This is a genomic window from Nonomuraea sp. NPDC026600, assembly GCF_040638335.1.
Lineage (GTDB): Bacteria > Actinomycetota > Actinomycetes > Streptosporangiales > Streptosporangiaceae > Nonomuraea.
In genome coordinates this window covers 379,825-394,214 of the sequence record NZ_JBEZYD010000005.1, presented here as the reverse complement: position 1 = coordinate 394,214, position 14,390 = coordinate 379,825, and the positions used below count along the sequence as shown (strand labels likewise).

Sequence of the window (14,390 nt, the reverse complement as noted above, 5' to 3'; positions counted from 1 at the left end):
GGTCGGCGTGTCCGACGGGGTCGGGGTCGGCGTGTCCGTCGGAGTGGGTGTTGGCGGAGAAGTGTCCGTAGGTGTGGGCGTTGGGGTGTCCGACGCGGTGGGGCTGGGAGTGCCCGTGGGACTGGGCTCCTCGGTCGGATCCGCCATTTACGCTCCCCCATTACAAACACGTTAATTTACGGACATAAGCACCCTAGTGATGTAAAATTACTCACACGTTAATAAATCCGACGCCGCGGTTAATTTGTGCGCGCAATAAACCACCCAGCCGATTCACCCATTCCCGTTCGGCGACCCCGCGCATGGCCGATGCCTCGACCCGCTCGCACACCTCGGCCGCGTCGGTGAGCCCGACGGTCGCGCAGCTGCCCCTCAACCGGTGCGCGAGCGAGGCGGCCCGGGCCAGGTCTTCTCCGTGTACGGCCTGGAGGAGCTCGTCATAGACCCCCATGACCGTCGAGAGGAAGGCTTCGGCGACCGCCCTGATCTCTTCCCTCGACAACCCCGCCAGCTCCGGCGGGGCCCCGGGGGCGGCGGCCCACAGCGGCACCCGGGTCAGGACGTACTGCCAGTCCACGGGCTTGGCGAGGTGGTCGTCCATGCCCGCCTCCAGGCATCGGAGCCGGTCGTCCGGCATCGCCGCCGCGGTCATCGCGATGATCGGCGTACGCGGCTCCTCGCGCCGCCTGATCTCGGCGGTCGCGGCCAGGCCGTCGAGCACCGGCAGCTGGCAGTCCATGAAGACCAGGTCGTACCCGCCCGAGAGCACCGCCGCCACGGCCTGCTTCCCGTCGGCGACGGAATCGACGTGGTGGCCTGCCTTCCGCAGAACGAGGGCCGCCACCTGACGGCTCACCTCGTCGTCCTCGGCCACCAGGATCCGGACCGGCGCCGCACCGGCGACGGGCGCACTCGGCGACTCGGCCGAACCGGTCGCGGGCCCCAGCGCGAGCGCCGACACGGGCCCCAGCGCAGCGCCCTGCACGGGGTCCAGCGCCAGGGCCGAACCCGGCACCGTCGCCGCGCCCTGGGCGGGGGCCAGCGCGTTCTCCACGGCGGCGAGCAATCGGCGGCGGCTGAGCGGCCGGGTCATCGACTGCACGGTCCGCTCGGCCACCGAGATCGGCCAGGCGCGCCCCGGCCGACCCGGCGTGACGAGCACGACGACGCTGGCGTCACGGAGCAGCGGATCGGCCAGCACCACGTCGGCCAACACCCCGCCGGTCAGCGCGGAATCGGTCGGCGCCGACTCGGTCCGCAAAGGGTCATCCAGCGCAGCGTCAGTCCGCACAGAGTCAATCGGCGCAGCGTCGGCATTCGCGGCCCCGAGGTCGAGGTCGATGACCGCCAGGTCGAACGGCCGGCCCGCCTCGGCGGCGGCCCGCAAAGCGGTCAACGCGGCCGGGCCGTCGGATGCCGTCTCCACCACCAGCCGGGCGTCGTCCAGGATGCGGCCGGCCAGTGCGAGGTCCTCCGGCCGGGCGTCGGCGACGAGCACTCGCCGGCCGCGCAGCGCGGGCGCGGCCGGGGCCGACCAGGTCAGGACGTCCACCGGCAGCGTGACCCAGAACCGGCTGCCCACCCCCTCGACGCTGTCCAGCCCGATCTCGCCGCCCATCAGCTCGGTGAGCTGCCTGCTGATGGCCAGGCCGAGACCGCTGCCACCGGTCCGCCGGGTGATCGGGGAGTCGACCTGGCGGAAGATGCCGAAGACCCGCTCGAGGTCGTCCGGCCCGACGCCCACACCGGTATCGGTCACCGTGAACCGCAGCGTGACCTGGTCGTCGCCGGGACCGCCTTCGTCGAGGGTCACCTCCAGGTCGACGCCGCCCTGGACGGTGAACTTCAGCGCGTTGCCGACGACGTTGGTGAGCACCTGCCCGAGCCGTACCGGATCGCCGATCACCTGTTGGGGCAGGCTGTCGCCGAGCCGCGAGGTGAGCCAGAGTCCCTGCTGGTAGGCGTGCGGCGCGAACGGGGCCACCACCTCGTCGCAGAGCCGGGGCAGGTCGAACGGCACCGACTCCACCTGCAGATGCCCCGCCTCGATCTTCGACAGGTCGAGGAAGTCGTCGAGCAGCCGGAGCAGGCTCCGCGCGGACTCCTGGGCCGTGCTCGCGTAGTGGCGCTGTTCGCCGTCGAGCCGGGTCTCCAGCAGCAGGGAGTTCATGCCGAGCACGCCGTTGATCGGGGTGCGGATCTCATGGCTGATCTTGGCGAGGAACTCGGACTTGGCGCCGGACGCGCTCACCGCCTCGTCCCGGGCGACGGCCAGCTCGGCCGCGTACCGGGCGAGTGTCCGCTGCGCCCTGCGCCGGCCGCGCGTGGTGTGGAGCTGCAGGCCCAGTCCGATGAGGATCAGCAGTGCCAGGACGGCGGCGATCGACAGCACCCGTACCCTGAGCTGCTCGGCCGAGGCGAGTGCCGCGTCGGCGGGCACCTCGGCGGTGACCGTCCAGCCGACGTCGGGGATGGGCTCCGACGCCGACAGCACCTTGCCGTCGGGGCCCTGGTGGGTGGTGAAGAGGGTACGGCCGGCCAGCGCCGCGTCCACCCTGGGATCCTCGCGCAGGGAGGTGAGGGCGTAGAGCTTCCTGCCGGGGTCGGCGACGAGCACGCCCGACTGGTCGGTGATCAGCAGCCGGATCCCCTGCGCCTCGGCGGCCTGCGACGCGAAGTCCTGGATGGCGTCCAGGCTGTAGACGACGGCCAGGACGCCCAGCACGCTCTTGCCGTCGGCGCTCGGGATCGCCGCGGCCGCCGCGACCGCCCTGGACACGCCGCGCATCGTGGGCGTGTAGGCCTGGGAGACGTACGGCTGCAGGCGGTCGCGGACGGAGACGTACCAGTCAGTGCTGCTCACGTCCTGGGGCAGCACGCTCGTCGGCTCGGCGCCGGCGATGTCGCCCCGCGGCCCGATCACGATCACGCCGCCGACTCCGGCGCGCATCCTGGCCAGCTCCTCGCGGAACTCGATCATGGTGGCGCGGCTCGCCGGCTTCCCGGAGGTCACCGCGGCGCGTACCGCGGGCTGCTGGGCGAACGCGCTGACGAGCTGCTTGAGCGAGCCGAGCTGCTGTTCCACCACGACCCGGCTGACCGAGGCGGTGGTCCGTACCCGGTCGCCGACCTCGTCGCCGACGGCGTCCGCCGACAGCGTGATGCTGGACGACGTCAGCAGCGCCAGCGGGAGCAGGCCGAGCAGAATCCACAGCGCCGTCACTGCCAGGAGCCATCCGCGGTCTTTCACTGGCGTCACCTCCCCCTGCGGCTCGTCGGCCGTCGCCGCAGAACACAGTAGGAGGGAAGAGCTTCGCGCGAAGCCCCGCGCTGAGCAAAAGGAGCAGAATGCGATTTGTTGTAACACAACGTCCCTAAGATGCCCGCGTCGATCACAGTCGAGCTAGGAGTGTGGCGATGCCTGGAGCGGCGGACATCACCGTTCTCATCGTGGACGACGACCCGGTCGTGACCGCCGCGCTGCACGCCCAGGTGAACCGCGTCGCCGGGTTCAAGGTGGTGGGAATCGCGCACACCGGTCAGGTGGCGCTCGCCGCCGCCCACCGGTTCGCGCCGCGGCTGGTGCTGCTCGACCTCCATCTGCCCGACCTGCCCGGGCTTGAGGTCGCGCACCGGCTGCGGCGCCCGGACCAGCCGCCCACCGACGTGATCGTGATCTCCGGCCACAAGGAGTCGGCCGCGGTGCGCGCGGCCATGCAGCGCGGCGCCCTGTACTACCTGGTCAAGCCGACCAGGGCCGGGATTCTGGAGCAGACGCTGCTGCGGTACGCGGCGACGGTCGAGCAGCTCGGCTCGGACGGCAGGTTCGTCGAGCAGCAGGAGATCGACCGGATCTTCCGCTCGCTGCATCTGGACGCCTCTCCCCGGGCGAAGAGCATCTCGGCGGCGACCGAGCAGGCGGTGCTCGACGGGCTGGCCACGGTCGAGGACGACCTGTCGGCGCACGAGCTGGCCGAGGCCATCGGCGTCAGCAGGGCGACCGCCCGCCGTTATCTGGAGCACCTGGTCGAGCGGGGGCAGGTCGAGGCTCGGCTGAGGTACGGGCCGACGGGCCGCCCGCAGCACCGGTACTGGGTGCGGTGAAGCCGGTCCGGGCGCTGCTCGCCGTACTCGCCTGCCTGGCACTGGCGGCCTGCGGCTCCTCCGAGGAGCCCGCGTTCCCCGAGGGCTCCACGATGGCCCGCGTCCAGCGCAGCGGGATGCTCACGGTGGGGATCAAGTTCGACTATCCGCTGTTCGGGTTCAAGGATCCGGACAGCGGGCGGATCACCGGGTTCGACGCGGAGATGGCCAGACTGGTCGCCAAGGACCTGACCGGCAGCGAGCGCAATGTCCGGTTCGTCGAGACCCTGCCGGTGCAGCGCGAGGACTTCCTGCGGCAGGGGGTGGTGGACATCGTCGTCGCGACGTACTCCATCACGCCGGCCAGGAGCCGGATCGTCGGCTTCACCGACCCCTATTACTACGCCGGGCAGGACGTGCTGGTCAGGGCCGGGGACAAGCGCATCGACGGCGTGGCGGACCTCGACGGCCGGGCGGTGTGCACGACCACCGGCTCCACCTCCCTGGACCGGCTGCGGGAACGCGTGCCCGGCGCCCGGCTGGTGATCGCCGACAACTCCAGCGAATGCGTGCCCGCGCTCACGGCCGGGCGCATCGACGCGATCAGCACCGACGACACGATCCTGCTCGGCCTGGTGAAACGGCGCCCGGGCGCGCTCCGGCTGGTCGGCAAGCCGTTCGGCCGCGAGCCGTACGGCATGGGCGTCCGCAAGGAGGACGTCGTGTTCCGCGACTACCTCAGCGGGCTGATCGGGCGCTATCTGCGTGACGGGCAGTGGGATCGGGCATTCAGGGACACCATCGGCCTGTCCGGCGCGACCGCCACGCAGGCCAAGCCGCCCGTCAATCGATAACCGGCCCGTCGATCACTGAGCAGAACGCGCACAACCCTCTGCGTGACATATGCCGCTCCTACCGTTGCGCCAACGCGGACGGAAGGAGCGTTACCCGTGTCCGAGCAGGGGCTGGTCGTCCTCGACCAAGTCAACAAACGCTTTGGCGATCATCACGTACTCAGGGACGTCGATCTGAGCGTACGGCGGGGCGAGGTCGTGGTGATCATCGGCCCGTCGGGCGCCGGCAAGTCCACCCTGTGCCGCGCGATCAACCGGCTGGAGACCATCGACTCCGGCACCATCCTGATCGACGGCACACCGCTGCCCGAAGAGGGGCGGCAACTGGCCAGGCTGCGGGCCGAGGTCGGCATGGTGTTCCAGTCGTTCAATCTGTTCGCGCACAAGACGGTTCTGGAGAACGTCGTGCTCGGGCAGGTCCACGTGCTGAAGAAGAGCAGGGCGGACGCCGAGAAGAAGGCGTACGAGCTGCTGGAGCGCGTCGGCATCGGCGGCCAGGCGGCCAAGTTCCCCGCGCAGTTGTCGGGTGGCCAGCAGCAGCGCGTCGCGATCGCCCGCGCGCTGGCCATGGAGCCGAAGGTGCTCCTGTTCGACGAGCCCACCTCGGCCCTCGACCCGGAGATGGTCAACGAGGTGCTGGAGGTGATGACGGCGCTGGCCCGCGAGGGCATGACCATGGTCGTCGTCACCCATGAGATGGGCTTCGCCCGCCGGGCCGCGGACCGCGTGGTGTTCATGGCCGACGGCGAGATCGTCGAGCAGAACGCCCCCGACGACTTCTTCGGCACCCCGCGCAGTGAGCGCGCCAAGTCGTTCCTCGCCAAGATCCTCACTCACTAAGGACGCGTCATGTTTGGAAGATCCCTTTACACGGTGTTCGCCGTCGTCGCCCTCACCGCCACCGCCACCGCGTGCGGCAGCGGCCAGGCGAGCTACGACTCGGTCGTGGACAAGGCCAAGAACGACAAGAAGCTGGTCATCGGAGTGAAGGCCGACCAGCCGGGGCTCGGCCTGCGGACGCCGGACGGCAGCTTCACCGGGTTCGACATCGAGATCGCCAAGTACGTGGCCAAGTCGCTGGGCGTCGAGGCCAAGGACATCACGTTCAAGGAGACGGTGTCGGCCAACCGGGAGGCGTTCCTGCAGCAGGGCCAGGTGGACATGGTGGTGGCGACGTACTCCATCACCGACGCGCGCAAGCAGAAGGTCTCCTTCGCCGGGCCGTACTTCGTGGCCGGCCAGGACCTGCTCGTCAGAGCGGACGACACGACGCTGACCGGGCCCGACACGCTGAACGGCAAGAAGCTGTGCTCGGTCGCCGGCTCGACCCCGGCGCAGAAGGTCAAGGAGAGCTACGCCAAGGAGGTGCAGCTGCAGGAGGAGCGGACCTACTCCGCGTGCGTGGACCGGGTGCTCGGCGGCCAGCTCGACGCGATCACCACGGACAACGTGATCCTCGCCGGGTACGCCGCGCAGCACACCGGCAAGCTCAAGGTGGTCGGCAAGCCGTTCAGCACGGAGAAGTACGGCATCGGGCTCAAGAAGGACGACTCGGCGGGCCGCAAGGCCGTCAACGAGGCGCTGACCAAGATGTTCGCCGACGGTAGCTGGAAGAAGGCGCTGGAGTCCAGCTTCGGCGGCGCCGGCTTCACCGTGCCGGAGGCCCCGAAGCTGGAGCAGTACTGATCATGGACGCGCTGCTCCTTGAGTGGGACACCGTCGTCGCGGCCTTCTGGATGACCGTGCGGCTGGCGGCGGTGAGCGCGCTCGGTTCGCTGGTGCTCGGCACGCTGCTGACGGCCATGCGCGTCGCGCCGCTGGCGACCCTGCGCCGTACCGCCACCGTCTACGTGGCCGTGGCCCGCAACACCCCGCTGACGCTGGTGCTGCTGTTCACCGGCCTCGGCGTCGGCGCGAACCTGGGCGTGGAGCTCTCGTCCGACATCGCGACCAACAACTTCTGGCTGGCCTGCATCGGGCTGACCGTCTACACCGCGGCCTTCGTCTGCGAGGCGCTGCGCTCGGGCATCAACACGGTGCCGGTCGGCCAGGCCGAGGCCGCCCGCTCGCTCGGGCTCGGCTTCCTTCAGACGCTGCGGCTGATCACGCTGCCGCAGGCGTTCCGCGCGGTGGTCGCGCCGCTGGGCAGCATCCTGATCGCGCTGACCAAGAACACCACGATCGCGCTCGTGGTGGGCGTGAGCGAGGCGTCGGTGCGGATGCGGGAGATGATCGAGACGTACGGGGACCAGGTGATGCAGATCTTCCTCGGGTTCGCGGCCGGGTTCGTGCTGCTGTGCCTGCCCATGGGCCTGCTGTTCGGCTGGCTGTCGCGGCGGCTGGCGGTGGCCCGGTGAGCTACGCCAACCTCTACGAGGCTCCGGGGCCGCGCGGCGAGCGCCGCAACCGGGTGCTGGCCGGGGTCATCGCGCTGGTGCTGCTGGCGCTGGCCTATGTGATCTATGTACGGTTCGACGCCAAGGAGCAGTGGTCGGCCGCCAAGTGGACGCCGTTCCTGCGGCCGGAGGTGTGGACCACCTTCATCCTGCCGGGGCTGGCCGGAACGCTGGCCGCGGCGGTGGCGGGCGTCGTGCTGGCGGGCCTGTTCGGGCTCGTCTTCGCGACGGCCCGCCTCTCGGACCACCGGTGGATCCGGTGGCCGGCGGCGGCCGTGGTCGAGTTCTTCCGGGCCGTGCCGCTGCTGCTGCTCATCTTCTTCGCCTTCTTCGGGTCCTACGTTCTCATCGGGGTGAACGTCTCGGCCTTCACCGCCGTGGTGTTCGGGCTGACCTTCTACAACGGGTCGGTGATCGCCGAGATCATCCGGGCCGGGGTGCTGAGCCTGCCCCGCGGCCAGGCGGAGGCGGCCCACGCGATCGGGCTGCGCAAGGGGCAGGTCATGCGGCTGGTGCTGCTGCCGCAGGCGTTCCGGGCCATGATGCCGGCCGTGATCAGCCAGTTCGTGGTGCTGCTGAAGGACTCGGCGCTCGGGCTGATCGTGGGTTACGACGAGCTGGTGGACCGGGGGCTGAACGGGATCGCGGCCAACTTCTCGAACATCATCCCGGCGGCCATCCTCATCGCGGCCATCTTCATCGGCATCAACCTGTCGCTGGACCGGCTCGCCCACCGGCTCAGTCGGTGACCCCGTCATCTACCCCATACAGCCAGTCAGGCTGACATACATCGCAATAAGTGGGGCATGGGGCGCCCCAGGCTAAACTCGGCAAGCGTAAAGTTATCCCATCATTCCGACTGGTATAGTCGGTTTTTGTCTTCGAGCCTGACTGGCGGCTCAGACAGAAAGGGATTGATGAGGGGCGGAACAACGCGCCTTGCGGCAGCGGGCGTGGCGATCGTGCTGGGGCTCGCGGCGTGCGGCGGAGTGGACACGGGCGGCGGCTCGACGGACGCGGCGAAGCAGGAGATCACGGTCACCGCGTTCGCGGGAGCCTGGGGCGAGCTGTTCAAGAAGTCGTTCGTCGAACCGTTCCAGCGTGACACCGGCGTCAAGGTGAACCTCGTCTACGGCGCGAACGCCGAATGGCTCACCAAGCTGCGCGCGGCCGGCGGCAAGACTCCGCCGTTCGACGTCATCGCCTTCACCCCCGACGCCGCACGCCCGGCCGCCGCCGCGGGCCTGCTCCAGCCGCTCCAGACCGATCGGCTGGCGCACTGGAAAGAGCTGGACCCCGTGCTCGCCGAGAAGTCCGCCTACGACGGCAAGCAGTACGGCGTGCCGCTGACCACGGGCTCGACCGGGCTGATGTACCGGACCGACAAGATCAAGAACGCGCCCGCCGACTGGTCGGACATCTTCGACAAGCAGTACTGCGGCCATGTCGCGCTGCCGCCCCTGACCTACAACCCGGGCCTGGAGTTCTTCTCCGCCCTGGTCACCTCCCAGGGCGGCAAGCTGTCCGACCCCGCCGCGGTGGACAAGGCGTTCGACCAGCTCGCGAAGCTGAAGGGCTGCGTGTCGTCGTTCCCCGCCAACGCGGGCAACGCGGCCACGGTCATGGAGAACGGCGACGCCTGGATCATGCCCTTCTGGGACGGCCGCGCCTTCGCCATGGCCCAGGCCGGCTCCCCGATCGGCTACACCTATCCCAAGTCCGGGCCGGTGGGCGCGCTGACCTCGTACTTCGTCGCGGCCGGCACGACGAAGAGCGACCTCGCCACCAAGTTCCTCGACTACCTGACGGCGGCTCCCAACCAGAAGCCGTTCGCCGAGGGCACCTGGTACGCCGCCGGGAACGACACGATCACCTACAGCAAGGAGTTCGACCAGCGCGTGCAGCACGGCCCAGAGGTCTTCCGCAAGTTCACGTGGGTGGACTACGCGGTGGCCACTCCCAAGCTGAACGAATGGCAGCAGCGGTGGAACCAGATCTTCGGATGATCGAACTGCCCGAGGAAGGCGCCGGACACGTCGAGATCGAGGGGCTGGTCGCCGGGTACGAGGGCGCGCGGGTGCTCGATCTGGAAGGGCTGTCGATCCGCAAGGGCGAGTTCCTCTCCATACTCGGGCCCAGCGGCTGCGGCAAGACGACCCTGCTCAACTGCGTCGCCGGTTTCGTGCAGCCGACGGCCGGGCGGATCGTGATCGACGGCACCGACGTGACGGACCGCCCGCCGTACCGGCGTGGGCTCGGCATGGTCTTCCAGAACTACGCGCTGTTCCCGCACATGACCGTGGCCGGCAACGTGGCGTACGGGCTGCGGATCCGGCGGCTGGACCGGGCCGAGCGGGATGAGCGGGTCCGCGAGGCCCTGCGCCTGGTCGGCCTGGAGGGGTACGCGGACCGCCGCCCCCGGCAGCTGTCCGGCGGGCAGCAGCAGCGGGTGGCCCTCGCCCGCGCCCTCGCCATCCGGCCCGCCGTGCTGCTCCTCGACGAGCCGCTCTCCAACCTCGACGCCAAGCTGCGCGCGGAGATGCGGGTGGAACTGCGGGCCATCCAGCGGCGCATCGGCACCACGATGGTCTTCGTCACCCATGACCAGGAAGAGGCGCTGGCCCTCTCCGACCGGGTCGCCGTCATGAACGGCGGCCGGATCGAGCAGCTCGGCAGCCCCGACGAGGTCTACCGGCGGCCGGCGACCCGGTTCGTCGCGCAGTTCATCGGTGCGGCCAACGTCCTGGAGGGCACGGTGGCCGACGGCCGGCTCGACGTGGACGGGATCCTGCTCGACCCCGGCCCGCTGCCGCTCCGGCCGGGCGGCCGGGCGGTGGTCGCGATCCGTCCCGAGCGCATCCGGCTGAGCACGCCTGGCCAGGCCACGGACGGTCAAGGTGCGGACGACCAGGGGGCGAGCGGCCAGGGCACGGACGGTCAGGGTGTGGCCGGGACCGTCGGCTATCGCGCTTTCGCGGGCGATGCCTGGCATGTGGAGGTGCGGCTGGCGAACGGGCGCACCCTGACCGTGCATGTCGCCGACACGGGCGCGAACTCCGCCGATCCCCCGGGCGCCGGCTCGGCCGTCGTCGCCCACTGGGACCCGGCTGACGTGATCGTCCTGGACACGGGAGCGGCCGGAGACCCGGGAGCGGGCGGATGACCCCCACCAGGCGGTGGGCCGGCCTGGCGTACGTGGCTCCGCTGGTCGTCTTCCTGGCGGCGCTGTTCCTGGTGCCGCTCGTGGAGCTGTTCAGGCTCAGCTTCAGCCCGGTCGACCCGTACAACGCGGCGCTGCCCGGATTCACCCTGAACCAGTACAAGCGGGTGTTCACCGAGCCCTACTTCTACAGCTCGCTGCTGGAGACCCTGGCCACCGCGCTCCTGGTGGCCACGCTGTGCGTCGTGCTCGCGTACCCGGCCGCCTACGTCCTTGCCCGCCGCGGTGCCGGGACGATGCGCACCCTGCTGTTCGTCATCGTGATCTCGCCGCTGCTGACCAGCGTGGTGGTACGCACCTACGGATGGGTGGTGCTGCTGTCCGGCAACGGGATCGTCAACCGGCTGCTCGTCGCCACCGGGCTGCGGGATCAGCCCGCCCGGCTGCTCACCAGCTACCCGTCGGTCGTGATCGCGGTCACGCACGTGCTGCTGCCGTTCGCGATCATCCCGCTCACGACCGCGCTCGGCGGGCTGGACCACAACCTGCACCGGGCCTCCCAGACGCTCGGCGCCGGGCCGGTGCGGACGTTCCTGCGGGTCACGGTGCCGCTCAGCCTGCCTGGCGTGGTGACCGGCGCGCTGATCGTCTTCGCCCTCGCCATGGGGATCTACATCACGCCGCTACTGGTCGGCGGGGTTACCCAGCCACTGGCCGGCATTCGCGTCTACGACCAGGTGGAGACCGTGTTCAACTATCCGGTCGCCGCCGCGCTGAGCTTCGCACTGCTGGCACTCACCCTGCTGTCCACGACACTGCTCGCGGGCGTGTTCAGGATCTGGGAACGGCGGCTCCATGGCTGAGCGACGGCGGAGGTTCGGCTATGACCGGGCCGTGGGACTGCTGGGCGGGGCGTTCGCGACGGCCGTCTTCCTGTTCCTGATCGCGCCGCTGGTGGTGCTGGTCGTGAGCTCGTTCAACCGGGACGCCTCGATGGCCTTCCCGCCGTCCGGGCTGTCGGTCCGCTGGTACGCCGAGGTGCTCGGCTCGCCCGACTGGCAGGTGTCGTTCCGGCTGAGCGGTGTGCTGGTGCTCCTGGTCGTGCCGACGACCGTGGTGATCGGCACCCTCGCCGCGTACGGCCTGGCGCAGGGCACCTTCCCGGGGCGGCGGCTGCTCCAAGGGCTGGCGCTGTCGCCGCTGATGGTCCCCGAGATCATCACCGCGCTCGGGCTGCTCTACTACTTCCACGGCGTCGGCCTGATCAACAGCGTCACCGGGCTGTGGCTGGCGCACTCGCTGATCGCGCTGCCCTTCGTGGTGCGCGCGGTCATGGTCAGCGCGGCGCAACTCGACCCGGCACTCGAACGGGCCGCGACCAGCCTGGGCGCGGGACGGGTCCGGGTCTTCTTCACCGTGACGCTGCCGCTGCTGCGGCCCGGCATCCTCGCGGGCGCGATCCTCGCCGCGGTCACGTCGCTGGGCGAGGTCGCCGTGACGGCCCTGGTGGCCGGCGCGAACACCACGACGGTGCCGCTGCGGATCTTCTCCGCCGTGCAGTACCAGCTCGACCCGTCGATGGCCGCGGTGTCCACGCTCCTCATGGCGGCGAGCGTGGTCGTGATGGTGATCGCCGATAGGTTCGCTCGTATTTCGGAGGCTTTGTGACTACGGCTGTCCCCATGATGGCGCGGATCGGCATCGACGTCGGGGGGACGTTCACCGACCTCGTCGCCGCCGTACCGGAACGCGGCCTGGTGGTGCACCACAAGGAGCCGAGCACGCCCGCCGACCCGTCCAGAGCCGTCGCCGACGGGCTGGCGGTCATCCTCGCCCAGGCGGATCTGCGGCCCGAGGAGATCGGCGGCATCACGCACGGCACCACGATCGGGCTGAACGCCATCATCCAGCGGCGCGGCGCACGGATCGCCCTGGTCGTGACCGAGGGCTACCGGGACATCCTGGAGATCGGCCGCAGCCGCATGCCGTCCTCCTTCGACCTGTACGCGGGCAAGGAGGAGCCGCTCGTCCCCCGTGACCGGATCGTCGAGATCTCCGCCCGGCTGGGCCCCGGCGGCGTCCCCGTGTCCTCGCCGGACGCTGCGGAACTGGACCGCGTCGCCGCCCGCCTGCGCGCCATCGGCGCCGACGCGGCGGCGGTCCTGGTCCTGCACGGCTACACCGACCCGGCCTTCGAGGAAGGCGTCGCAGCCGGCCTGCGGGAACGCCTCCCGGAGCTGCCGCTGATGGCCTCCGCGACCGTCTGGCCCGAGGTCCGCGAGTACGAACGTGCGCTGGTGGCCTGCCTCAACGCCTACATCCAGCCGCTGATGCGCGACTACTTCGGGCGGCTGGAGAGCCGGGTGCGTGCGCTGGGCGTGCCCGCGCCCATCTTCATCAGCGCCTCCAACGGCGGCTCGATGAGCCTGCGCTCCGCCGCGGAACGCCCCATCGAGACGGTGCTGTCCGGACCGGCCGCCGGGGTGGCCGCGGCCGCACGGCTCGGCATGGGCGCCATCGTCACCTTCGACATGGGCGGCACCAGCAGCGACATCGCGGTGACGGTCAACGGCTCACCCGAACTGGCCACCCACACCACGGTCGGCGGACTGCCCCTGATCGTGCCGGTCGTCGCGGTGAGCGCGATCGGGGCGGGCGGCGGGTCGGTGGTCTGGGTGGACGGTCAAGGGGTGCTTAAGGTCGGCCCCGAGAGCGTCGGCGCTGAGCCTGGACCGGTGGCGTACGGCCGGGGCGGGGACCGGCCGGCGGTGACCGACTGTTACCTGGTCACCGGCATGATCGACCCGGCGACGTTCCTCGGCGGCCGGATGCGACTCGACGCCGACGCCGCCGCCAAATCCCTCACCGACATCGCCACCCGCCTTTCCGGGCGCGTGGACTCCCGCCCCCACCCCGACTCCCGCCTGTATACCCACCCTGACTCCCACCTCCACGTCCGTCCCGACTCCCGTCTGAGCGCGGGGGCGGGGCCGTGGCCAGGCGCGGTCGCGGGGCCGGACGCGGGGTTTCCCGTGGAGGACGGTGCTGTCGGGGCGGCGCACCGGGCTGCCGCTGGCGCGTTGCGGGTGGCCACGGCGGGTATGGCCACCGAGCTTCAGAAGATCATGGCCCAGCGTGGCCTCGATCCCCGGCGGTTCACCCTCGTGCCGTTCGGTGGCGCGGGCCCGACCCACGCCGCGATGCTCGCCGAAGAGGTCGGCATCACCCACATCGTGGTACCGCCCACGGCCGCCACCTTCTGCGCCCTGGGCGCGGCGGGCGCCGACCTGCGCCGCGACTTCGCCCGCAGCCTGCGCCGCCGCCTCGACCCGGCGAGCGCCGCCCGCCTGTCCGGCGTACTCGCCGAACTGTCCGACCAGGCCCAAGCCTGGCTCACCGAACAGTCCGCCGCCGCTGCGACCGGGAACGGCGCCGGCGCTTCTGAAGCGCGGCTGTCCCACTCGGCCGACATGCGCTACGCCGGACAGGCGTACGAGCTCCGCGTCGCCCTGGACCCGGCCCGGCTCGAGGTCGAGGCGATCTCCGAGGCGTTCCACGCCGAACACGAACGCCTCTACGGCTTCCGCGACCAGCACGCCCCCATCGAACTGGGCACCGCCCGGCTAGGCGTCGTCGGCCCGGTGGCCGAGTTGCCGTCCGCCACCGTACCCCCGGGAACGGGAACCCCCGCCCCGCACGGCCGCAGACAGGTCCTGCTCGCCGGCGCGTGGCACGCCGCCGACGTCCATCTGCGATCGGCCCTCGGCGTGGGCGACGCGTTCGACGGCCCGGCGATCGTCGAGCAGGACGACACCACCGTGGTCGTACCGCCCGGCTGGTCCGGCAGCGTCGACGGCACCGGGAATCTGCATCTTCGTCGAAGTCGAAAGGGCTGAT

12 protein-coding genes are annotated in these 14,390 nt (G+C 70.7%); 11 read left to right on the top strand and 1 reads right to left on the bottom strand.

All coding sequences use genetic code 11. The annotated features are described in order from the left end of the window. Positions 1-211: 211 nt before the first annotated feature. Positions 212-3,250: a response regulator gene (locus AB0F17_RS14855; RefSeq protein WP_358021904.1), complete on the bottom strand. Its 3,039-nt coding sequence runs from the start codon at positions 3,248-3,250 to the stop codon at positions 212-214. A gap of 167 nt (positions 3,251-3,417) precedes the next feature. Here AB0F17_RS14855 and AB0F17_RS14850 point away from each other — a divergent pair, with 167 nt between their 5' ends. The 11 genes from AB0F17_RS14850 (at position 3,418) to AB0F17_RS14800 (ending at position 14,389) form a co-directional block, all read left to right on the top strand. Continuing rightward, entirely contained in the window at positions 3,418-4,104 is a 687-nt protein-coding gene (locus AB0F17_RS14850) for a response regulator (RefSeq protein WP_358021901.1), read from the top strand. Continuing rightward, positions 4,101-4,937: a glutamate ABC transporter substrate-binding protein gene (locus tag AB0F17_RS14845; protein WP_358021898.1), complete on the top strand. Its 837-nt coding sequence runs from the start codon at positions 4,101-4,103 to the stop codon at positions 4,935-4,937. Before AB0F17_RS14850 ends, AB0F17_RS14845 begins: the two co-directional genes overlap by 4 nt. A 96-nt stretch (positions 4,938-5,033) precedes the next feature. Then, entirely contained in the window at positions 5,034-5,777 is a 744-nt protein-coding gene (locus AB0F17_RS14840; protein WP_308127007.1) for an amino acid ABC transporter ATP-binding protein, read from the top strand. Between the two features lie 9 nt (positions 5,778-5,786). After that, positions 5,787-6,623 (top strand): glutamate ABC transporter substrate-binding protein, encoded by an 837-nt coding sequence (locus AB0F17_RS14835; protein WP_358021894.1) that lies wholly within the window; start codon positions 5,787-5,789, stop codon positions 6,621-6,623. A 2-nt stretch (positions 6,624-6,625) separates the two neighbouring features. After that, positions 6,626-7,294: an amino acid ABC transporter permease gene (locus tag AB0F17_RS14830; protein ID WP_358021890.1), complete on the top strand. Its 669-nt coding sequence runs from the start codon at positions 6,626-6,628 to the stop codon at positions 7,292-7,294. Further along, positions 7,291-8,082, top strand: coding sequence for an amino acid ABC transporter permease (locus tag AB0F17_RS14825; protein ID WP_358021887.1), 792 nt, complete (start codon positions 7,291-7,293; stop codon positions 8,080-8,082). Before AB0F17_RS14830 ends, AB0F17_RS14825 begins: the two co-directional genes overlap by 4 nt. 204 nt (positions 8,083-8,286) lie before the next feature. Continuing rightward, the gene (locus tag AB0F17_RS14820; RefSeq protein WP_358021884.1) at positions 8,287-9,339 is read left to right on the top strand and encodes an extracellular solute-binding protein; all 1,053 of its coding nucleotides are present in this window, start codon (positions 8,287-8,289) and stop codon (positions 9,337-9,339) included. Further along, positions 9,336-10,496, top strand: coding sequence for an ABC transporter ATP-binding protein (locus tag AB0F17_RS14815; RefSeq protein WP_358021881.1), 1,161 nt, complete (start codon positions 9,336-9,338; stop codon positions 10,494-10,496). The genes AB0F17_RS14820 and AB0F17_RS14815 overlap by 4 nt, the downstream gene beginning before the upstream one ends. Beyond that, positions 10,493-11,356, top strand: coding sequence for an ABC transporter permease (locus AB0F17_RS14810; protein WP_358021878.1), 864 nt, complete (start codon positions 10,493-10,495; stop codon positions 11,354-11,356). Before AB0F17_RS14815 ends, AB0F17_RS14810 begins: the two co-directional genes overlap by 4 nt. Further along, positions 11,349-12,161, top strand: coding sequence for an ABC transporter permease (locus AB0F17_RS14805; protein WP_358021874.1), 813 nt, complete (start codon positions 11,349-11,351; stop codon positions 12,159-12,161). Before AB0F17_RS14810 ends, AB0F17_RS14805 begins: the two co-directional genes overlap by 8 nt. Further along, positions 12,158-14,389 carry a hydantoinase/oxoprolinase family protein gene (locus AB0F17_RS14800; RefSeq protein ID WP_358021871.1) on the top strand — a complete coding sequence of 744 codons (2,232 nt, stop codon included), beginning with the start codon at positions 12,158-12,160 and terminating at the stop codon, positions 14,387-14,389. The genes AB0F17_RS14805 and AB0F17_RS14800 overlap by 4 nt, the downstream gene beginning before the upstream one ends. The last annotated feature ends 1 nt before the right edge of the window (position 14,390 follow it).

What these genes read in the sequence shown, in the direction of transcription:
- AB0F17_RS14805 (WP_358021874.1), top strand. Translation starts at nt 11,349, where the DNA reads ATGGCTGAGCGACGGCGGAGGTTCGGCTATGACCGGGCCGTGGGACTG.
- AB0F17_RS14835 (WP_358021894.1), top strand. Translation starts at nt 5,787, where the DNA reads ATGTTTGGAAGATCCCTTTACACGGTGTTCGCCGTCGTCGCCCTCACC.
- AB0F17_RS14850 (WP_358021901.1), top strand. Translation starts at nt 3,418, where the DNA reads ATGCCTGGAGCGGCGGACATCACCGTTCTCATCGTGGACGACGACCCG.
- AB0F17_RS14810 (WP_358021878.1), top strand. Translation starts at nt 10,493, where the DNA reads ATGACCCCCACCAGGCGGTGGGCCGGCCTGGCGTACGTGGCTCCGCTG.
- AB0F17_RS14815 (WP_358021881.1), top strand. Translation starts at nt 9,336, where the DNA reads ATGATCGAACTGCCCGAGGAAGGCGCCGGACACGTCGAGATCGAGGGG.
- AB0F17_RS14830 (WP_358021890.1), top strand. Translation starts at nt 6,626, where the DNA reads ATGGACGCGCTGCTCCTTGAGTGGGACACCGTCGTCGCGGCCTTCTGG.